Source organism: Aquimarina algiphila, from assembly GCF_947494415.1.
Classification (GTDB): Bacteria; Bacteroidota; Bacteroidia; order Flavobacteriales; family Flavobacteriaceae; genus Aquimarina; species Aquimarina algiphila.
The window spans coordinates 1-22,055 of record NZ_CANLVC010000018.1; the positions used below are offsets into that span (position 1 = coordinate 1).

Below are 22,055 nucleotides of genomic sequence, written 5' to 3' on the forward strand. Positions count from 1 at the left end.
GTAAGAGCATAATGAAGCAATTCCGACTATTTTTTTATTTAGTGTATAGCAAGCAAAAATTAGAGAGTCGTTTGTTTCTGATAGTAGGTCTTTTATTGGGATTTGTACTTTATTATGGCTTAACTGTCTAAATAACTTTTGGATATCTTCTGAGATATAAGAATTTATAGTTTTTTTACTTAAAATTTCAATCAATCTTTATCAATTTTAGAATTACTAATTGTTGATTACACTTTTTCCTTCTTCAGCAAAAGATTTAAAATCCTGCATATACGAATATGACTGTTTCTTAAAAGCACTTGGCATGATAAATCCCATAAACTTCATAAAACCACTAAATTTGAATTCATTTTTTGAAGTCCATTTTGTATTTCCATTAGAAAGTTCTTCAAAATAATTTTCTTGAATATTATATACATTTTTAGCATCAAATGTAAGGTGAAGCGCCTCAGGAAGATCAAGAAAAGTAATTGTTTCAATCATTTCTATTTCTCGTTTACCCATTTTGTACGTTAATTTTGAAATAGCTCCCGTTTTTCCTTTTTGACCGCTAAGATGTTCCATGCCTATAAAACCTTTTTGCCAATATTTTAGGTTTTCTTCATTGTCGAATTTTTCAATCACCTGATTTCTAGGTAATTTGATCTCTATGTCTAGTGTATATTCCATTGTGTGATTTATTGTTTGTTAGTTGTGTAATTTGAATACAATATACGTAGATCATAAAAATTTTAAAAGCTAATACTACAGCAGTATTTATGTCGTTAGAAAAGAAGCTTGTAAAACGTCTTAATATTATTATTTTTGTCCGATTGAGGACTTCATTATACACAAATCATGCGCAAAAAGTCATTATTGTTTTTTTTAGGAGGTGTTTTTTTAACATTAACTTATGCTCAGGAACCCAAAGATGTATTATTTACTATAGATAATTCTCCGGTTTATATTTCCGAATTTAAAAAGGTATATCTAAAAAATATTGATCTTGTTAAGGACGATTCGCAAAAAGATGTAGATGAATATTTAGATCTTTTTATAAACTATAAACTAAAACTCAAGGAAGCAAAGAAACTTGGTTTAGATAAGAAAGAGAGTTATTTAAAGGAATTAGATGGGTATAGAAAGCAATTAGCAAAGGGATACCTTACAGATACCAAAACGTCTGATGCGTTGATAAAAGAGGCATATGATCGATCATTGGAGCGAATACATGCAAGCCATATATTGATCACTGTGAAACCAAATGCATTAGAAAAAGATACGATAGCAGCTTATGAAAAAATAATTGAAGCCAGAAATAAGATTATTAATGGAGATTCATTTGATGCTGTAGCCAAAGCCTATAGCCAGGATCCATCTGCCATCAAAAATGGTGGAGATTTGGGATGGTTTTCTGCTTTTAGAATGGTATACCCATTTGAAGATGCAGCATTTAAAACTAAGGTCGGTGAAGTTTCTGAACCATTTAGGACACAATTTGGATATCATATTGTAAAAGTTAATGGTAGAGAGAAAAAAAGGGAAGAAGTCACAGTGGCACATATAATGGTTGCTATTAATGGAAATAGAACAGCAGAAGAAGCGAAGAGTAGAGTTCAGGAAATCAATCAGCAACTTCAACAAGGAATTTCTTTTGCTTCTTTGGCAAAACAGTATAGCGATGATCCCAGTACAGCTATTAATGGGGGTAAAATTCGACGTTTCGGACAAGGAGCATTAAATTCAGAGAAATTTGAAAAAACAGCATTTAGTTTAACAGAAAAAAATGAAATTTCTGAGCCAATACAAACAAAATATGGTTGGCATATTATTCAGTTAATAGAGAAACATCCTCCAAAAACTTTTGAAGAACAAAAAGAAGAGCTTACCAAAAAAGTGAAGAGAGATAGCAGATCTAAACTCGTTACCGTATCATTTATTAATTCACTAAAAGAAAAGTATTCCATCAACAGAAATGAAGAGGCTGTTTCGTATTTCAAAAAAATTGTTCCTGATACTTTTCTTACTACAGAATGGAATATTCCTGAGGATAAGAATCTAGAGAAGCAATTTTTTAGGATAAAGGAAAAAGGATTTTCATACATGGATTTTGCAAAATTCTTACAGAACAATCAGGGCAGGGTAGCTGGTTACCAAGATGTTTCTGTTTTTCTAGAAGAAATGTACGATCGATTTGAATCTTCTTCGTTACTAGAATATTATGAGAATCATCTTGAAGAAGATAATCCAGATTTTGCAAGTGTCATTGGAGAATATCGTGACGGACTTTTACTTTTTGATCTTATGGAATCTAAAATATGGAATGTATCTAAGACTGATTCTGTTGGGCTTAAGAAATTTTACGAGATTCAAAAAGATAAGTATACACAGAATGAAACGTATAAGGTAGTCAAGGCTTCTTCTTCAAAACCAGAAGTGATAACTAAAGTAGAGAAGTTGTTAAAAACTCAAAAATCAATAGAAGAAATCAAAAAAGAAATCAATAAGGATGATATTGTTCTAGTGATTTTTTCTGAAGAGGAATTCATAAAAGGTGAGGATACATTCCCTAAAGATTTGTCTCCAGAAAAAGGGAAAATAATGATTACAGAAGGAGAGAGTTTTGTGACTTTGATTATGATAAAAGAAATCTTACCTTCAAGGATCAAAACATTTGAAGAAATCAAAGGCGAAGTTATTAATGATTTTCAAGAAAATGTAGAAGAACTATGGCTTAATCAATTGAGAACAAAATACTCGGTAAAGGTCAATAAGAAAATATTAAAAAGGGCTAAAAAAGAATTATCTATATAAATAAAGTAAATATAATAACCTCTAAATATTTACTTCGAACCGAAATTATTATTGGTTTTACAATTTTTGGGATTGTTTTTGGATAAATAAAAAGATTAAGACTTGTGAAATATTATAACTTAATACTATTGTTATTAATAGTTGTTTCTTGCCAGAATTTTAAAAATCAAATTAAAAAAGAAGCAATAGCTAGAGTAAATGAGACCTATTTGTATAAAGAGGACATCAAAACACTAGTGCCCAAAAACACTTCTGAAGCGGACAGCGTAAATATTGTCAATAATTATATCAATACCTGGGCGACTCGTCAATTATTTATTGATAAGGCTAAACTAAACCTTACTGAAGAAGAATTAAAAGAATTTGATGATTTAGTAGAAAGTTATAAAAGTACTTTATATATCAATGCGTATAAGAATGCTGTTATTAATAAGGCGATCAATATGGATATAACAAATCAGGATTTGGAGACGTATTATGATCAAAATTTGAAAAATTTTAATCTCAATGAGGAGTTAGTAAAATTACGTTACTTACATTTGCCACCTGATTATGGAAATATTGTTGCAACGCAACGACAATTAAATCGTTTTAATGAAGAGGATGTAGAGGAATTAGGAGGAAAAAAAAATGAATACCTATCCTATTCTTTAAATGATTCTGTCTGGATAAAGCTAGAACAGGTGTTTAGTAAAATACCAGTTTTAAGAAAACAGGAGAAGACAAAATTTCTGAAAGAAGGAAAATATATACAACTTAGAGATTCTACTGGGGTATATATGGTAAAAATAAAAGATGTTTTAAAACATAATGAAATAGCTCCATTAGAGTATATAAAACCTACAATACGGCAAATTATCCTGAATAGGAGAAAGCTGGAACTGATTAAAAAAATAGAAAAAGATATTACAAGAGATGCAGTTGAGAACAAACAATTTGAAGTCTATGATTAAAACTACCGCGCTTTGCGTTATGTTCATTATTGGTGTAGGAGTAGAACTTTATTCCCAAGAGATTATTGAAGAAGTATCTCAGGATACCATAGTGAAACAAGATACCATCGCAGGCCAGAGTGCTGCTATTGTTAATGATAGTATCAATCCAAAAATCGATACTGTAAAACCACCTTTCCAAAGAGTAAAAATAGATGGTGTAGCGGCAGTGATTGGAGAAAATGTGATTCTGGATAGTGATGTTGATATAGCTTACAGACAATTACTTAGTGAAGGAGTTTCATCCTCGGATGTAAGCCGTTGTGAGCTTGCCGGAAGTTTGTTTGAAACAAAATTATATGCGCATCATGCCGTTCAGGATAGTATAGTAGTAAAAGATGCCGAAGTTAATTCTATGGTTGATCAACAGTTAAACTATATGACGAATGAGTTGGGGACTGTAGAAAAAGTATTAAGATTTTATAAAAAAGATAACTTAGAAGATTTTAAGAAAGAACTTTTTGAAATCAACAAATCAAATAGGTTATCAGAGCAGATGAGAGCTAAGATTATTGAAGATATTGAAATCACACCAGAAGAAATTAGAGAATTCTTTGATGATATTCCAGAAGAAGAAAGACCGCTTTTTGGAACCGAACTCGAGCTAGCTCAAATTGTTATAGAACCAGAAATTCCTCAAGAGGAAGAACAAAAGGTGATCGATAGGTTAAATCAGTTTAGAGAAGATATTGTTGAGAATGGGAGCAGTTTTGCAACCAAAGCGGTACTGTATTCTCAAGATCCGGGATCTAAATCTACAGGTGGTAAATATACATTAGATCGCCAGACAAACTTTGCAAAAGAATTTAAAGATGTTGCTTTTAGCTTACAAGAAGAAGAAGTAAGCGAACCTTTTAAAACAGATTTTGGATGGCATATTGTAAAAGTAGATAAAATAAGAGGAGAAGAAATAGATGTAAGACATATACTTCTTGTTCCTGATGTAACAAGAGCAAGTGTAGACGAAGCTAAAAGATTAATAGATTCTCTTCGTACAAGTATCGTTTCTGGTTCTATTGAATTTAAGGAAGCTGCTAGAAAATTCAGTGATGAAAAAGAGACTAGAGAAGACGGTGGACAACTACTTAATCCAACTACAGGAGATACTCATTTTGAACTTACCAAAATTGACCCTATATTGTACGATCAAGTATCCAAATTAAAAACGAATGACATCTCTTTGGTTATTCCAGATCAGGATCGTCAAGGTAGAAAAAAGTTTAAATTGATTACAGTACTTAACCGATATGATGAACATATAGCAGATTATGCTAATGATTATCGAAAAATACAAGAATTAGCGTTGAGGAAAAAACAAATTGACGCTATTCGTAAATGGCAGAGTGAAAAAATCATGGATACCTATATAAAAGTAAACGGTGAGTACAGAGACTGCGAGTATAGTGGTAACTGGTTAAAAAACGAAAAATAATATGTCAGACGACGTAGCAGCTATTGAAACCTTAGTAAAAAAACATTCAGAACTTAAAAAAGAAATTTCCAAAGTAATTATTGGGCAGGAGAAGGTTATCGATCAGATACTTCTTTCAGTTTTTTCTGGGGGGCATGCATTACTTATCGGTGTGCCTGGTTTGGCTAAAACACTCATGGTAAATACAATTTCGCAAGCTCTGGGATTAGATTTTAAAAGAATTCAATTTACGCCGGATTTAATGCCTAGTGATATATTAGGTAGTGAGATTTTAGATGAAACAAGGCATTTTAAATTTATTAAAGGTCCTATTTTTTCTAACATTATTCTTGCAGACGAGATAAACCGTACTCCTCCTAAAACTCAAGCTGCACTATTAGAGGCTATGCAAGAAAGAGCTGTAACCGTTGCAGGACATCATTATAAACTTGATTTACCCTACTTTGTTTTGGCAACACAGAACCCTATAGAACAAGAAGGGACATATCCTTTGCCAGAAGCACAATTGGATAGATTTATGTTTGCAATAGAATTAAAGTATCCAAGTTTTCAGGAAGAAGTAGATGTTGTAAAGAGTACCACAGGAGATAAAACTAATACTGTTAATTCGTTATTTAAAGCACAGGAAATTATTGATTTTCAACATCTGATTCGTAGAATACCAGTTGCAGATAATGTAATCGAATATGCAGTAGGTATGGTTGGTAAAACAAGACCTAATGGAGAAACAGCTACAGAATTAGTGAAAAATTATATTGACTGGGGAGCAGGGCCAAGAGCATCTCAAAACCTTATTCTTGCTGCCAAGGCTAATGCTGCGGTAAAAGGTAAATTTTCTCCTGATATAGAAGATGTGCAAGCAGTTGCTATGGGAATTCTTCGCCATAGAATTATAAAGAATTATAAAGCTGAAGCTGAAAATGTAACTGTAGAAGATGTGATTAGTAGCTTATTCTAAAAAACTACTATAATTATTATCTTAATATAAAAAACTTATAAAGTTTTTGCTCTTGTACGAATAAAATTTACAGATTCTTCACTAATTACTATTGTGTCAATCAAAATTAAACCTTCTTTATTTTTGAAAGTCTAATGTATAGAACGTTCAAAAGAAATGTATTGTTTAATAAAAAGATAATAATAGAATGAAAAATTATGTAATATATGCTTTGGTGTTTTCGGTATTTATTGGAGTTTCATCAGTCTCTGCACAATCAAATGAAGAACATGTAAAGCGTAAAGAATTAAGAAAAGAGTTTCATCAAAGTCTCTCAGAAAATCAAAAGGCTCAATTAGAAATCAAAAAGAAATTACGAAAGGAGCATAAAAATACTATGAAAGCTACCTTTACCGAAGAACAACTTGCTATTGTTAAAAATCGTGAGATTTCTAGAAAAGAGAGAAAAAAAACCTTGGACTCTACCTTAAGTGCCGAACAAAAAGAATTGTCCAAAAATCATAAAGAGATGATGAAAATAGAGGATGAAAAATTTAAAGCAACACTTTCAGAGACTCAATTGATACAATATGAAGAATTAAGGAAGAGAAAAGGTAAAAAAAAAAGAGGACGTAAATAGGGATAATTAATATTTGCAGATAAAAATGAAGTTGTAATATGACTTCATTTTTTATATATAGACAATTTTGCTATTATTTTAATTAATTTTTAAGAGTTAACTATAACGTTTTCGTAAATCGATTTAATGAGCAAGTATTTTCTTTTATAAAATTTTATTGATTCTGTAGTATTCATAAATTTAATTTGTGAATTTCGATAAATGACCCCCCTATTTTTTTTAAAAACGTAAAAAGATAGGATTAGAACTATTCATTTAAGAAAATCCTTTAAAATTCGTATTTTCGCAGGACTTTTCAATACTTAAAAATAATAAGATATGGCATTCGATATCAATATGATAAAAATGGTATATGCCTGAATTGTAGAAGAAGTATGTATTACATGTAAAGTCTTACATATCTGTTATTATATATTGAAAAAGTTTTATGTTCACACCTTTTGAAAACTAAAACAATTAGAATATATACAAGCTGTAAGGATGATGTAGATTTATCTACTGATTTTATAATTTGTCATGAGACAACTATACAAATTGAATTGTTGTAATTTCAAGAGGCAAGAAAAGGAAATTTATGTGCTATCTAAATAATCACATTTGACATTCGAAGAATTCTATTTTATACTATATGAACACTTATAAGGATTACATCAGGGAGATCGAAGAAAGAAAATCTATGGGATTACACCCTAAGCCAATTGATGGAGCTGAGTTATTAAGCGAAATTATTTCGCAAATCAAAGATAAGAATAACGAACATCGAGAAGATTCCCTTAGTTTTTTTATATATAATACTTTACCTGGTACGACAAGTGCCGCTAGTGTAAAAGCTAAATTTTTAAAAGAAATTATTCTTGGTGAATCTGTTGTTGAAGAGATTACGCCTGCTTTTGCATTTGAGCAATTATCACATATGAAAGGTGGTCCTTCAGTAGAAGTATTATTAGATTTAACTTTGGGGAATGATGAGGCTGTTTCTCAAGAAGCAGCTAAAGTTTTAAAAACGCAAGTTTTTCTTTATGAGGCAGATACAGAACGTTTGAAACTGGCTTATGATGCAGGAAGTGTTGTTGCTAAAGATATTATTGAAAGCTATGCTCAAGCAGAATTTTTTACTAAATTACCAGAGATTGATGAAGAAATAGAGGTTGTTACCTATATCGCGGGAGTAGGTGATATTTCTACAGATTTATTATCTCCGGGAGCAGATGCACATTCAAGATCAGATCGTGAATTACATGGTCAGTGTATGTTTGAGCACAATAAAGATATGCAAAATGAATTGTTAGCGCTAAAAGAGCAACACCCTGATAAACGTGTAATGTTAATTGCAGAAAAAGGAACCATGGGAGTGGGATCTTCACGAATGTCAGGTGTAAACAATGTAGCATTATGGACTGGTATTTCATCTAGCCCATATGTTCCATTTATTAATATAGCGCCAGTAATAGCTGGTACAAATGGTATTGCACCAATTTTCTTAACAACAGTTGGGGTAACAGGTGGTATTGGTATTGATTTAAAAAACTGGGTGAAGCAAAAAGATGCTGATGGAAACACGGTCGTTGATGAAGATGGAGAACCAGTATTAAAGCAAGCATATTCCGTTGATACAGGTACAGTACTTACCATAAATACGAAGACAAAGAAATTGTATAACGGAGATAAAGAATTAAAAGATATTTCAACAGCGTTGACTCCTCAAAAAATGGAGTTTATCAAGGCAGGAGGTTCTTATGCTGTCGTTTTTGGTAAAAAATTACAAACGTTTGCCGCTAAAACTTTAGGAATTGATGTTCCTCAAGTATATGCTGAATCAAAAGAAATCTCTATAGAAGGACAAGGGTTAACTGCTGTTGAAAAAATATTCAATAAAAATGCAGTAGGAACTACTCCGGGTAAAACATTACATGCTGGTTCTAACGTTAGAGTTGAAGTAAACATTGTAGGTTCTCAAGACACTACTGGTTTAATGACTTCTCAAGAATTAGAGATGATGGCTGCTACAGTAATCTCTCCAATTGTAGATGCAGGGTATCAATCAGGATGTCATACAGCTTCAGTTTGGGATGATAAGTCTAAAGCTAATATTCCAAGATTAATGAAGTTTATGAATGACTTCGGATTAGTTACTGCGCGTCATCCTGAAGGGAAATATCATGCAATGACTGATGTAATTCATAAAGTATTAAATGATATAGCAGTTGATGATTGGGATGTAATCATTGGTGGAGATTCGCATACACGTATGGCAAAAGGTGTTGCCTTTGGAGCGGATTCCGGAACAGTTGCTTTAGCATTAGCTACAGGTGAGGCTACGATGCCAATTCCACAATCTGTAAAAGTAACTTTTAAAGGCAATATGAAAAGTTACATGGATTTCCGTGATGTTGTTCATGCTACTCAGGAACAGATGTTAAATCAGTTTGAAGGTGAAAATGTTTTCCAAGGAAAAATTATAGAAGTGCATATTGGTACATTAACTTCTGATCAAGCATTTACATTTACAGATTGGACTGCCGAAATGAAAGCAAAAGCATCTATCTGTATTTCTGAGGATGATACTTTAATCGAGTCATTAGAAATCTCTAGAGATCGTATTCAGATTATGATTGATAAAGGGATGGATAATCCGAAGTTGGATCTTAAAGGGTTAGTTGATAAAGCAAACAACCGTATCACTGAAATTAAAACAGGAACTAAATCGGCATTAAAACCAGATGCAGACGCTAAATATTATGCTGAAGTTGTCATTGATCTAGATAAGATTGTGGAACCAATGATAGCTGATCCAGATGTGAATAATGAAGATGTATCTAAGCGTTATACGCATGATAATATTCAACCATTATCTTTCTATGGTGGAACAAAGAAGGTAGATTTAGGTTTCGTAGGATCTTGTATGATCCATAAAGGAGATATGAAAATTTTAGCTCAAATGTTAAAAAACATTGAAGCTCAACAGGGTGAAGTTAACTTTAATGCTCCCTTAGTTGTAGCGCCTCCAACATACAATATTGTGGATGAGTTAAAAGCAGAAGGCGATTGGGATGTTTTAGTTAAATATTCAGGTTTTGAGTTCGATGATAGTGCACCAAAAGGGTTGGCACGTACAAAGTATGAGAATATGTTATACTTAGAACGTCCTGGATGTAACCTATGTATGGGTAACCAAGAAAAAGCAGAACCGGGGGATACGGTGATGGCTACTTCTACACGTTTATTTCAAGGAAGAGTTGTTAGAGATGCTGATGATAAAAAAGGAGAATCTCTGTTATCTTCTACGCCAGTTGTGGTTTTATCTGCTATTTTAGGTAGAACGCCTACTATGGAAGAGTATGAAGCTGCTGTTGATGGAATTATATTAACTAAATTTAAACCCTCACAAAAACAATTAGTAGTTTAGTAATTAAGTTACTTTTTTAAAAATAAAAATAAAGCCTGAGTGAAAACTTGGGCTTCTTTTATTTATAAATCATGTTTCTTTTGTGATAAGTGTACTATCAATTTTTTGCTTATTTATAATCGATATAATCAATAGCATTCTGGGTGTTTTCAATTTGTTTTTTTGTTAAATTCGTAGAGATAACATAAATAAAATAATTGTCCTATGGCATTCGATATCGAAATGATAAAAAAGGTCTACAATCAAATAGCTGATCGTGTAAATGCGGCACGTGAGGTTACTGGTAAGCCTTTAACATTAGCAGAGAAAATTTTATATGCCCACCTTTGGGATGGTAAAGTAGAAACCGCATTTGTAAGAGGTAAAGATTATGTTGATTTTGCCCCCGATCGTATTGCTTGTCAGGATGCTACAGCTCAGATGGCGTTGCTGCAATTTATGCAAGCGGGTAAAAACAAAGTTGCAGTTCCAACAACTGTACATTGTGATCATTTAATTCAGGCTAAAGTAGGAGCTGATAAAGATTTGCAATCTGCATTAAACACGAGTAGTGAAGTATTTAATTTCTTAGAGTCTGTATCAAATAAATATGGAATTGGATTTTGGAAACCTGGTGCAGGTATTATTCATCAGGTAGTGTTGGAGAATTATGCATTTCCAGGAGGTATGATGATAGGAACTGATTCTCATACTGTAAATGCAGGAGGTCTAGGTATGGTTGCTATTGGAGTTGGTGGAGCAGATGCGGTAGATGTAATGGCAGGAATGCCTTGGGAATTAAAGTTTCCTAAGTTAATAGGTGTAAAATTAACTGGTAAGTTATCAGGTTGGACAGCACCAAAAGATGTGATATTAAAAGTAGCTGAAATTCTTACTGTAAAGGGAGGAACAGGAGCTATTGTAGAGTATTTTGGTCCTGGAGCCATTGCAATGTCATGTACAGGTAAAGGTACAATTTGTAATATGGGTGCCGAGATTGGAGCTACTACATCAACATTTGGTTATGATGAATCTATGGAGCGTTATTTGAGAGCTACAGATCGTAGTGATATCGCTGATGCAGCTAATGCTGTAAAGGAACATCTTACCGGTGATGTCGAAGTATATGCAAATCCAGAACAATATTTTGATCAGGTAATTGAAATTAACTTATCTGAATTAGGCCCATTATTAAATGGACCTTTTACTCCTGATTTATCTACAGAAGTTGGTGATACAATGACCGAAAAAGCAAAAGCTAATGATTGGCCATTAAAAGTAGAATGGGGATTAATAGGTTCTTGTACAAACTCTTCTTATGAAGATTTGTCTAGAGCGTCTTCTATTGCTCAGCAGGCAATTGATAAAGGCTTGAAAATGAAGTCAGAATTAGGAATTAACCCTGGTTCTGAGCAAGTACGTTTTACCGCAGAGCGAGATGGGTTATTAGATATTTTTGAAAAATTAGATGCCAAGATTTTTACTAATGCTTGTGGACCTTGTATCGGGCAATGGGCTAGGTATAGTGATCCCAAAAATGCACCTAAGAATAGTATTGTCCACTCTTTTAATAGAAATTTTGCAAAACGAGCAGATGGTAATCCAAATACACATGCTTTTGTTGCATCTCCAGAGTTAACTGCGGCAATAGCAGTTGCAGGACGTTTGGACTTTAATCCGTTAACGGATAAATTAATTAATGAAGATGGACAAGAGGTAATGTTTGATGAGCCTACTGGATGGGAGTTACCTCCAAAAGGTTTTGAAGTAGAAGATGCTGGATATATAGCTCCAGAAGAAGATGGTGCAGGTGTTGAAGTTTCTGTAGATCCAAACTCAGAACGTTTAGAATTATTAACTCCTTTTGAGCCTTGGGATGGTAAAAACATAACAGGAGCTAAACTATTAATTAAAGCATTTGGTAAGTGTACAACAGATCATATCTCTATGGCAGGTCCTTGGTTACGTTACCGTGGTCATTTAGATAATATATCGAACAACTGTTTAATTGGAGCTGTAAATGCATACAATAAAAAAACCAATTTTGTAAAAAGCCAGTTGAACGGTGAATATGATGGTGTACCTAATGTGCAAAGAACATATAAAGCTGCAGGAGTACCTACTGTAGTTGTAGGAGATCATAATTATGGAGAAGGATCATCACGTGAGCATGCCGCTATGGAACCTCGTCACCTTGGTGTACGTGCAGTAATTGTGAAATCATTCGCACGTATTCATGAAACAAACCTTAAAAAACAAGGAATGTTAGGTTTAACGTTTGCAAATGAGGCAGATTACGATTTGATCTTAGAAGATGATACTTTTAACTTTACAGATTTAGATCAATTTGCTCCTGGTAAACAACTAACATTAGAAGTTGTCCATGCTGATGGTTCTAGTGATACTATTATGCTTAATCATACATATAATGATTCGCAAATAGATTGGTTTAGAGAGGGGTCTGCGTTGAACTTAATCAAGAAACAAAATTAATAAGAGATAAATAAATTATTAAATAAAAAAACTCCTAAAATTTAAATTTTAGGAGTTTTTATTTTAAGCTATCATATATTTCTAAGTTATTTTGAATAAGAAATAATGTAGTGCTTCAAAATGGTGATTAATTAAATAGGAAAGCATTCTACGCTAATCATAACGCAAAATTTGTATTCTGGAGGAAGTGCTTCATATTCACTGCAAGAAACTACTATAGGTCCTGTGTAACCACTGCAAGGTCCACCTCCGTTAATTTTCCTTTGTTGAGCTCTGTTTAAGCTTTTTCCAAAATTTAAAAGTGTTTTTTTCATATTGTTTTTGTGTAATACTCCCCGAACTTAAATAAAACACTCAGGGAATGTGTCTTTACACTAAAATAATGCTTTTTCTAAAGGAAATTATTAGAGTAATGTTAATATGATATAGTTTATAAAACTTTAAATAAAGTTGTGTAAATAATAATGTAAGGATGCTAAGCGTTTTACGACTTAAATGCATAACTAACATCTTAAAACATAATCATCATGGGTGCTGTCTGGTTTTTCGAGGATGCAAACCTCTTCAAAGTATTATGTCCTCATAAATTTAAAAGGTATAAAAAAGACCACGATTTTGACGCTTATCGAAAGAATGACTATATCTATTTTGAGGAAGATTCTGCTAATAAAGTATATCTTATCGAAAAAGGAAAAGTTAAGATAGGATATTATGCAGAAGATGGTTGCGAAGTCGTAAAAGCAATCTTAACTAAGGGAGAGATTTTTGGAGAAAAAGCTATTTTAGGAGAAAATATAAGAACAGAATTTGCTCAATCTGTGGATAATACAACTTCTATTTGTCCTATTGGAGTAGAAACCATGCACGGGCTTATGAGAGATAATCAATCTTTTAGTCTTAGAATTTATAAATTTATTGGTATGCGTTTTAAACGTTTAGAAAGAAGATTGCAATTACTTCTTTTTAAAGATACTAAAACAAGATTGTTAGAATTCTTAAACGAACTTAAAGAGGATTATGGACATTGCTGTCCTGATACAGGAGATATGGTAATAGAACATCCTTACACTCAAAAAGATATCGCAAACTTGATAGGAACATCAAGACCTACCTTAAATATCATTCTAAACGAATTAAAAGAATCTAATATTATCGATTTTAATAGAAAAGAAATTCGATTAAAAATTGTTGCCTAATGTTAGATGGCTAACATTTTAAAAGTATAGTTGTTAATATTTTTATGGTCTAATAATCATAAAAACAAAGCAATGTTAAAAAAACTAATTATAGGGGTGTTAGCTGTAGGTTTTATAGCTGTCTCTTGTAGTGATGACGATGACAATACAATAGTGGTCAACGCGGGAACTATCTCAGGAGGTCCTTTCTCCTTTGATGTTGATGGAGAACCTGATCTTGTAACAGGTATATCTTTAGATGATACAAATGTTTCAGGATCTAATAGTACTTGGGTAATTACAGATGATGCAGGAACTATTCTAGGATTACCACCAAATATAACAGCGGTAGAAGGAGTGAATTTTGATGACGCAGGTACAGGAACTTGTTTTATTTGGTATTTACGTTATGAAGATGGATTGGACGGATTAGAAGCTATGAGTAATACTAGTGATCTAAACGGAACTTTTGATTTTTCGAATTCTATTGAAGTAGTTCGTAATCAGGTAACGAATGCAGGAAGAATCTCGGGAGGTCCATTCGAATTTAATGTGGATGGAGAGGCAGATATGGTAAGTGGTATCGAATTAGATGATTCTAATGTTTTTGGAGCTAACGGTACTTGGGTGATTACTGATGATATGGGTACAATTCTTGGGTTACCACCAACACTAGCAGATGTAGAAGGTGTGAATTTTGATGGAGCAGGAGCAGGAGTTTGTTTCATTTGGTATTTACGTTATGAAGATGGTTTACAAGGATTAGCGGCTATGAATAACACCAGTGATCTAAACGGAACCTTTGACTTTTCGAATTCTATTGAAGTAGTTCGTAACCAGGTAACGAATGCTGGGACTTTATCAGGAGGACCTTATACTTTTTGCGTAGATGGTACACCTGATATGGTAAGTGGTATTATGTTAGATAATACTAATGCATTTGGAGCAAATAGTACTTGGGTGATTACTGATGATATGGGTACAATTCTTGGATTACCACCAACATTAGCAGATGTAGAAAATGTTGATTTTGATGATGCAGGAGCAGGAACTTGTTTTATTTGGTATTTACGTTATGAAGATGGTCTACAAGGATTAGCAGCTATGAATAATACTAGCGACCTTGTTGGTACATTTGACTTTTCTAACTCTGTTGAAGTGGTGCGTAATAAGCCTGATGGAGGAACAATTACTGGAGGTCCTTTTACCATTACAGTAGATGGTACACCTGATATGGTAAGCGGTATTGCATTAGATAATACTAATGTTTCTGGTAAAAACGGAACATGGGTAATTACTGATGATACTGGTGTAATTCTTGGGTTACCATCAACAATAGCAGATGTAGAAAATGTAGATTTTAATGCAGCAGGAGTGGGAACTTGTTTTATCTGGTATTTACGTTATGAAGATGGATTACAAGGGTTAACAGCAATGAGTAATACTAGTGGTCTTGATGGATGTTACGATTTTTCAAATTCTATTGAAGTTACTCGTAATCCTGTCCCTTAAAAAAATACACAAACAATCGGTTATACAATTGGACTTAATGATTTAACCTTTTTTATAAAGGTATAAAATAACAGTTCGTTGTTTATTTGTTAGTTTTTAAAGCGCAATCTTAGATTGCGCTTTATTAGTTTTACAATTGAGTTAAATATAAAATATGTGGATACTATAACTTATTAAGATCTCAGGGATATCATAATTTTGTTTGTGTAATTTTGTAAGTTGCAGTGTTTTTTAAGACGAAACATGTATTGAATAATTTTTGGAATATGAAATTTAATAAAAAGAACATTTCTAACATCGTTTTTGCTATCGTATTGGTATTGTTTTTTATCCCAAATACTAGAGGGATGATGCAGATATTTCTAACTAGAATTTTCTCCTTTAGTCCAGGAATTGTTGAAGTAGATGAACGAACACAAGTTGCTTCTTATAATTGGAAATTACATGGTGTAAATACAGCGTCGATTAATTTTGATACAGCCAAAGATAAAGTTGTTTTAATAAATTATTGGGCTACATGGTGTCCACCATGCATTGCTGAAATGCCTTCTTTGCAAAAACTCTATAACGATTATAAGGATAAGGTTGTGTTTTTATTTGTTACTACAGATGACGACCCCGAGCTTCATAAGTTTATGAATAATAAAAATTATGATTTCCCTGTGTATAGATCTTTATCAGAACTACCAAAACCATTTGTAAATAATCCTATTCCTCAGACCTATATTATTAGTAAAAAGGGAGATATAGTTATAGATAAAACAAATGCTGCAAATTGGAATTCATCCAAAGTAAGAGAAACTATAGATAATCTTTTGGCAGAATAAATAGTAAATAATACTACTTTTTGAAATATTTAAATGGAACTACTAGCATTCCAAAACATTCTCCTTTTTCTTTGCCAATATTTTTATGATGCATTTTATGAGCTCTTCTAACACCTTTTGCGTACCAATTATTTGCATTTCTCAATAGCTTAAAACGTTGATGAATAAAAATATCATGAACCACAAAATATGCAATACCATATGCCAAAATCCCTAGACCTATCGGTCTTCCTACCCAAAATGTGAGGGAATCATGAAATAAAATACAAGACATACTGACTACTGCATAAAACACAAAGAATAAATCATTGCGTTCCCACCAACTACCATGATCTTTATGATGATGATCTCTATGCAAAGACCATAAAAAACCATGCATTACATATTTATGAGTAAACCAAGCCATAAACTCCATAATAGAAAATGCGGCTAGAAAAACTAATATTTGAATAAAGATTTTCACAAGCATAAGATTTGTACAAAAATACGGTTAAATTAGATTTAATCTATAGTCAAAATATGATTTGGCTAATAAACCAAATTTTTGGTAATTTGGGACTCGTATGCGAGCATTTTTTATTTCCAGAGAAGGAGTTTTTTTAAGTTTTTTTAACAATTTACGATAATAAATAAATGCAGTATATACCCCAAACTTTGCTTCGACAGGAAGTTTTAAAATTCCTTTAAGCCCTTTTTCAAAATCGTCTTCTATCTCTTTTATAATCCTAAGTTTTGAATCTTCATCTAACCTGTTAAGATCAGTATTAGGGAAATAAGTTCTTTCCAAATTTTCGTAGTCGGCTTTAAGGTCCCGTAAAAAGTTAACTTTTTGAAATGCAGATCCTAAATGCATTGCACTTTCTTTGAGTCCGTCATACTTATTCTGGTCTCCATTAACAAAAACCTTCAAACACATCAATCCAACCACATCTGCAGATCCGTAAATATATTCTTTGTATTCTAAATCCGTTAGGTATTTGGTCTTATGAAGATCTAGTCTCATGCTTTTCATAAAGGCTTCATAAAGTTCGGGATTAATATTGTATTGATGTACAGTTTTTTGAAAAGCATTAAGAATAGGGTTTAAGCTAATTCTATTTTCAATTGCTTTATACATTTCTTCTTCAAAATCATTAAATAATTTTTCTTTGTCATAATCATGAAATGTGTCTACAATTTCATCTGCAAACCTTACAAAACCATAAATATTGTATATGTCTTGTCGTATAGAATCTGATAACATTTTTGATGCTAGCGAAAATGAAGTACTGTATGAATTGGTGACAATTTTACTACAACTATAGGATACTGTATCAAAAATTGCTTTCATATGGATTGAGTTTAGTTAAGAGTTGTTGAGATGGTTTATGTTGTGATTAGTTCTAGTTCTTTATGTTGTTGATATTCGGCTTCAATTAATCCTGCTACTAGCTTACCAGAAATTAGTGATGGTGGCACCCCAGGGCCAGGAACAGTAAGCTGTCCTGTGAAGAATAAATCTTTTACTTTTTTACTTTTCAATTTGGGTCTAAGGAAAGCAGTTTGTAAAAGTGTATTCGCCATTCCATATGCATTTCCTTTATACGAATTATATTCTTTAATAAAGTCTTTTACACAAAAGGACTCTTTAAAGATAATATTATTTTTAACATTTTGTTCTGTTAAAGCTTCGAAACGGGTAATAATTTTATCAAAATACTGTTCTCTTAATTCATCTGTATCTTCTATACCTGGAGCTAATGGAATAAGAAAAAAACCATTTTCATTACCTTCCGGAGCAGATTTAGCATCTGTTAATGAGGTGAAATTAGCGTAAAATAGAGGTTGATCAGGCCATTTAGGAGAATCATATATATCTTTTGCGTGTTTATCAAAATCAGTATCAAAAAATAAGTTATGATGATTTATGTTTTTTAATTTCTTATCAAAGCCTACATAAAATAATAAGGAAGAAGGAGCAAAGGTTTTTTTGTCCCAATATTTTTCAGAATACTGTCGATGTTCTATATTTAATAATGTTTCTCCATGGTGATAATCTGCGCCACATAATACAATATCGGCATCGATCTTTTTATCATTTACTACAATACCATTAGCTTTTCCGTTTTCAACGACAATTTTTTTGACATTAGAATCCGTATGAATTTTAACACCCAGAGATTGGGCTAATTTTCCCATTCCAAGTATTACTTCATACATGCCTCCTCTTGGGTGCCATGTTCCTAATCCAAAATCTGCATAATTCATGAAACTATAAAATGCAGGAGTATCGCTTGGTTTGGCTCCCAGAAACAGGACTGGAAATTCGAGTATTTGAATTAGTTTTGGGTTTTTGAAATCTTTACGAACCTCTTTAGAAATTGTGCTGAAAAACTGACCTATCCTTTGGATGGTTTCTTTAGTTACTAATTCTAATGGAGAAACCCCGGGTCTATAAACCAGATTTTTTATGGCTATCTCATAATTGTTTTGAGCAGTAGCGATAAATTTTTTCAATTTAGTAGAACTCCCTTTTTCTTCATTCTCAAAGGCTGTATATATTTTGTCTAACGTGTCTTCTATCGCAATACTTTCTTTGTTTTCAAAAAATACTTTGTATGCTGGGTTTAGTTTATCAAGAGTGTAAAAGTTAGAAGCAGTTGTATTAAAATCATTGAAAAAACTCTCAAATACGTCGGGCATCCAATACCAAGAAGGGCCAATATCAAATGTGAACCCCTCCTTTTTTAATTGTCTTGCTCTCCCTCCAATAGTAGAGTTTTTTTCATAAATAGTAACCTCATATCCTAGTTGCGCGAGGTAACACGAAGCAGAAAGAGAAGAGAAGCCAGAACCAATGATCGTTATTTTTTTTGACATAACTAGAGAAATGGATGTTTACTTTTTAAAGTTCGGAAATTAATGCACTAATTGTATTGAAATAACGATGATTTTGCACATTACTTTTATCAATATGCATAATCTGCTTACCTAGCATCCAAAGTTCATTTGCCTTTTCTGTACAGACAATTTTGTTAAAATCATCTACATAACTAGAAATATTATCTTTTTCAGGTTTTATAGTAAAATAGGATACAAATATAGTTTCTTCATGAAAAGAAAGCATATTAGGTAAACTATCTAAAGGAATACTTGGCCCGAGATATATCGCTTTGTACCCATGTAATAAAATCTCATAATTTACATATAATAACCCCAATTCATGTATTTCATTCTCGGGAAGAAATAATACAAATGCTTTATCTTGTTTTGTTGGTTTAGAATATTGAAGTTTTTCTATGTTTAATAACAATTTTTGTTTAATCAAATTAGTGATAAAATGTTCATGCGAAGGACTAATAGTATTCGTTTGCCATAATAATCCTATCTCTTTGAGAAGTGGTATGAAAACATCTACAAATATTTGCCTGAAATTTCTCTTACTTTCAAGTTGTTCGTAGGTTCCTAAAAATAATTCAAGATCATAATTAAGCATTGCAATCTTAAAGGAATTTATCGCTTGATTTTTAGTACTGTTATCGGATACAATACTTCTAACATATTCATTAATTTGTTGTTCATCCAGTTTAGAGATTCTGGATATTTTGTATCCACTATTAACCAAATAGGTAACATTAAGTAGCTTTTGAAGACTCTTTAAGTTGTAAGTCCTTATATTAGTTTCAGTACGATTAGGAGAAAGTAGATTATAGCGTTTTTCCCATATTCTTATGGTGTGAGCTTTTACACCACAAAGATTTTCTAAGTCCTTAATACTAAAAATTTGTTTAACGTTGTTCACCTTTTTTCAAAAATAGTTAAACAAACTTAAGCAAAAGAAAACACTTATTTTTCCATTATTTGTTAAAATAATTAAGATAATTGTTAAAAAAAGATTCTATTATGGTAATAACTGCCTTTTCTTGATGGTATCTAATACTAAAGTTTAATAAAACTTAATTTTTTAAAAAATGAAATTAAAATTTTGATTTTGAATTGTTTATAAGAAAAAAATAGAAACATTAGTTTTTAGAAAGCGCAACGCTTTACTAATATGAACTTCGACAGTTTTGGTAGAAATTCCCAAAATAACAGCAATTTCTTTATGTTTTTTTTGTTCTAATCGACTTAACTTAAATACTTCCCTACATTTTTTTGGGAGCTTTTCAATAGCTTTTTCAAGTTTGGACCAATCTGTGTCTAATTGACTTTCTTCTATCTCATTGTATGTATCAAATATTACTTCCCACTTTAACGTATCCAAAGCATCGTATTCTTTCTTCTTTTTTCTTAGATGCATCAAGAATTCATTATGACAAGCTCTAAAAAGATAGTTTTTTAAAGAAGTAGTAATGTTTAATGAAGACTTTTTTTCCCAAAGTCTGAGTAGAACATTTTGCACAAGGTCTTCTGATAATGAAGAATCGTGAGATAGTTTATATACATAGTTATAAAGCCACGAATAATATCTATCAAATAATATTCTATAGCTATGCTGATCGCCTTTTGTAAGCCCTTGAATCAGTAATTTTTCTATGTCACGTGTATTAGTATTCATTATGAAAATCGTAGACTAAATTAAAAAAAATAAAATAAAGTAAGGGATTTGTGGTTTTTCTGCATCTTTTAATTAGAAAATGCAAAGAATGGATAATTATTTAACAATAATTGAAAGATATCTTGAAGGTAGTATCTCAGCTTCAGAGAAAAAAACTTTACAAGAATGGCTTGCTGAAGAAGAAAATCATGAGATACTTTTCAGACAAAAAATAAAAGAATGGTATGCTAAACAAAAAGATATCCCGGTAGATTCAAATGATGCTTATATACGTTTTAAGCAAACTATAGATGAAAAGGCTAAAGAAGAAATTGTATTTAGACCATGGATTAAGATTATAAAATATGCTGCAATTTTAGGAGGAGTAATTTTAGCAGGATACTATTATACTACACTAGACAGGTTTACTCATAAGACAAATACAGAGATTGTAGAGTCAAGTACATCATCAATGGATAAGATCAAAATAACGGATGAAGAAGGTGCTATAACCTTAATGAGTTTTGATGATAAAACAGATATAACAAACGCAAGTGGAAATTTAATAGGGAAAAAAGATCAACATCAATTTATAGTGCAGCCAAATGAGGCTACAACTGAGACTAAATATATGGAAATCTCCATTCCGAAAGGAAAGCTCTTTCAACTAACACTGTCTGATGGGACAAAAGTCTGGTTGAATGCGGCTAGTACTCTAAAATTTCCACAACACTTTATTGCATCTGAAAAACATAGAACCGTTTACCTCGAAGGAGAAGCATTTTTTGATGTCACTACGAATAAAAAACAACCTTTTGTTGTAAAAACATCTACTGTGGATGTAGAAGTGTTAGGTACACAATTCAATGTGTCTTCTTATGCAGAGGATACAACAGTAAAGACCACTTTGGTAGAAGGTGCAGTAGTTGTAAATGATCAGAGTGAAAATACAGGTTCATTAAAACTCTCTCCAAGTTATCAGGCTATTTATAGTAAAGAAAAGAATGTTTTAGATAAGAAGAAAGTAAACACCATGTTATATACTTCATGGATGGATAGGAAGATTATTCTACAAAATGAATCTTTTGCAGAAGCATATAAAAGAATCGAACGAGCGTATAATGTTACTATAATTAGTCAGAATAGAAAATTAAATAACACAAATTTTACAGGAGAATTTGACATAGAAAATATTGAAGAAATCCTAAAAACATTTTCAGGAACTTTAAAATTTACTTATGAAATAGATCAAAATAAAATTTTAATACATCCAGAAAACTAATGGCAAGATTCATTAGTAATATTAAAAACAATAAAAACCTCATTGCTTATGTAAACACAAAATGATTACAA

General features: G+C 32.0%; 18 protein-coding genes and 1 pseudogene. 11 read left to right on the plus strand and 8 right to left on the minus strand.

What is annotated here, in order from left to right; all coding sequences use genetic code 11:
- Together PQF96_RS28145 and PQF96_RS28150 are read right to left on the minus strand one after the other, a co-directional pair.
- Positions 1–195: pseudogene (locus tag PQF96_RS28145) on the minus strand (GNAT family N-acetyltransferase); the annotation flags it as partial.
- A 21-nt stretch (positions 196–216) separates the two neighbouring features.
- Entirely contained in the window at positions 217–669 is a 453-nt protein-coding gene (locus PQF96_RS28150; RefSeq protein WP_271770345.1) for an SRPBCC family protein, read from the minus strand.
- A gap of 168 nt (positions 670–837) precedes the next feature.
- Here PQF96_RS28150 and PQF96_RS28155 point away from each other — a divergent pair, with 168 nt between their 5' ends.
- The 7 genes from PQF96_RS28155 to PQF96_RS28185 all read left to right on the plus strand — a co-directional run bounded on the left by PQF96_RS28155 (position 838) and on the right by PQF96_RS28185 (position 12,672).
- Positions 838–2,793, plus strand: a complete 1,956-nt coding sequence (locus PQF96_RS28155) for a peptidylprolyl isomerase (protein ID WP_271770347.1) — start codon at positions 838–840, stop codon at positions 2,791–2,793.
- Between the two features lie 104 nt (positions 2,794–2,897).
- Complete coding sequence (locus tag PQF96_RS28160; RefSeq protein WP_143917750.1) at positions 2,898–3,746, plus strand: peptidyl-prolyl cis-trans isomerase; 849 nt, start codon at positions 2,898–2,900, stop codon at positions 3,744–3,746.
- On the plus strand, positions 3,709–5,217 hold the full coding sequence (locus PQF96_RS28165) for a peptidylprolyl isomerase (protein ID WP_109438072.1): 1,509 nt from the start codon (positions 3,709–3,711) through the stop codon (positions 5,215–5,217). Before PQF96_RS28160 ends, PQF96_RS28165 begins: the two co-directional genes overlap by 38 nt.
- A gap of 1 nt (position 5,218) precedes the next feature.
- Complete coding sequence (locus tag PQF96_RS28170) at positions 5,219–6,175, plus strand: AAA family ATPase (RefSeq protein ID WP_109438073.1); 957 nt, start codon at positions 5,219–5,221, stop codon at positions 6,173–6,175.
- Between the two features lie 187 nt (positions 6,176–6,362).
- Positions 6,363–6,794, plus strand: a complete 432-nt coding sequence (locus PQF96_RS28175; RefSeq protein ID WP_271770349.1) for a hypothetical protein — start codon at positions 6,363–6,365, stop codon at positions 6,792–6,794.
- 628 nt (positions 6,795–7,422) lie between these two features.
- Positions 7,423–10,200, plus strand: a complete 2,778-nt coding sequence (locus PQF96_RS28180; protein ID WP_271770350.1) for a bifunctional aconitate hydratase 2/2-methylisocitrate dehydratase — start codon at positions 7,423–7,425, stop codon at positions 10,198–10,200.
- Positions 10,201–10,404: 204 nt separating this feature from the next.
- Complete coding sequence (locus PQF96_RS28185) at positions 10,405–12,672, plus strand: aconitate hydratase (RefSeq protein WP_271770352.1); 2,268 nt, start codon at positions 10,405–10,407, stop codon at positions 12,670–12,672.
- Positions 12,673–12,803: 131 nt separating this feature from the next.
- Here the strand turns inward: PQF96_RS28185 and PQF96_RS28190 are convergent, their stop codons facing one another.
- Positions 12,804–12,986: a hypothetical protein gene (locus tag PQF96_RS28190; protein ID WP_271770354.1), complete on the minus strand. Its 183-nt coding sequence runs from the start codon at positions 12,984–12,986 to the stop codon at positions 12,804–12,806.
- 213 nt (positions 12,987–13,199) lie between these two features.
- Between PQF96_RS28190 and PQF96_RS28195 the strand changes: the two genes are divergently transcribed.
- From PQF96_RS28195 to PQF96_RS28205, 3 genes are all read left to right on the plus strand, one after another.
- A complete protein-coding gene (locus PQF96_RS28195) occupies positions 13,200–13,868 on the plus strand; it encodes a Crp/Fnr family transcriptional regulator (RefSeq protein WP_109438078.1) in 669 nt (222 codons plus the stop codon).
- A 72-nt stretch (positions 13,869–13,940) separates the two neighbouring features.
- Entirely contained in the window at positions 13,941–15,359 is a 1,419-nt protein-coding gene (locus PQF96_RS28200) for a hypothetical protein (protein WP_271770356.1), read from the plus strand.
- Between the two features lie 266 nt (positions 15,360–15,625).
- Positions 15,626–16,186: a TlpA family protein disulfide reductase gene (locus tag PQF96_RS28205; RefSeq protein WP_271770357.1), complete on the plus strand. Its 561-nt coding sequence runs from the start codon at positions 15,626–15,628 to the stop codon at positions 16,184–16,186.
- Between the two features lie 13 nt (positions 16,187–16,199).
- On the opposite strand, the gene PQF96_RS28210 is transcribed toward PQF96_RS28205, so the two are convergent.
- From PQF96_RS28210 to PQF96_RS28230, 5 genes are all read right to left on the minus strand, one after another.
- Positions 16,200–16,655, minus strand: a complete 456-nt coding sequence (locus PQF96_RS28210) for a sterol desaturase family protein (RefSeq protein ID WP_370444677.1) — start codon at positions 16,653–16,655, stop codon at positions 16,200–16,202.
- 21 nt (positions 16,656–16,676) lie between these two features.
- Positions 16,677–17,516: a phytoene/squalene synthase family protein gene (locus PQF96_RS28215; protein WP_109438083.1), complete on the minus strand. Its 840-nt coding sequence runs from the start codon at positions 17,514–17,516 to the stop codon at positions 16,677–16,679.
- 35 nt (positions 17,517–17,551) lie between these two features.
- On the minus strand, positions 17,552–19,045 hold the full coding sequence (locus PQF96_RS28220; RefSeq protein ID WP_143916554.1) for a phytoene desaturase family protein: 1,494 nt from the start codon (positions 19,043–19,045) through the stop codon (positions 17,552–17,554).
- 25 nt (positions 19,046–19,070) lie between these two features.
- On the minus strand, positions 19,071–19,967 hold the full coding sequence (locus PQF96_RS28225; protein ID WP_109438085.1) for a MerR family transcriptional regulator: 897 nt from the start codon (positions 19,965–19,967) through the stop codon (positions 19,071–19,073).
- Between the two features lie 198 nt (positions 19,968–20,165).
- On the minus strand, positions 20,166–20,723 hold the full coding sequence (locus PQF96_RS28230) for an RNA polymerase sigma factor (RefSeq protein WP_109438086.1): 558 nt from the start codon (positions 20,721–20,723) through the stop codon (positions 20,166–20,168).
- Positions 20,724–20,811: 88 nt separating this feature from the next.
- On the opposite strand from PQF96_RS28230, the gene PQF96_RS28235 reads away from it, so the two are divergent.
- The gene (locus PQF96_RS28235; protein ID WP_271770359.1) at positions 20,812–21,984 is read left to right on the plus strand and encodes a FecR family protein; all 1,173 of its coding nucleotides are present in this window, start codon (positions 20,812–20,814) and stop codon (positions 21,982–21,984) included.
- Positions 21,985–22,055 lie beyond the last annotated feature (71 nt).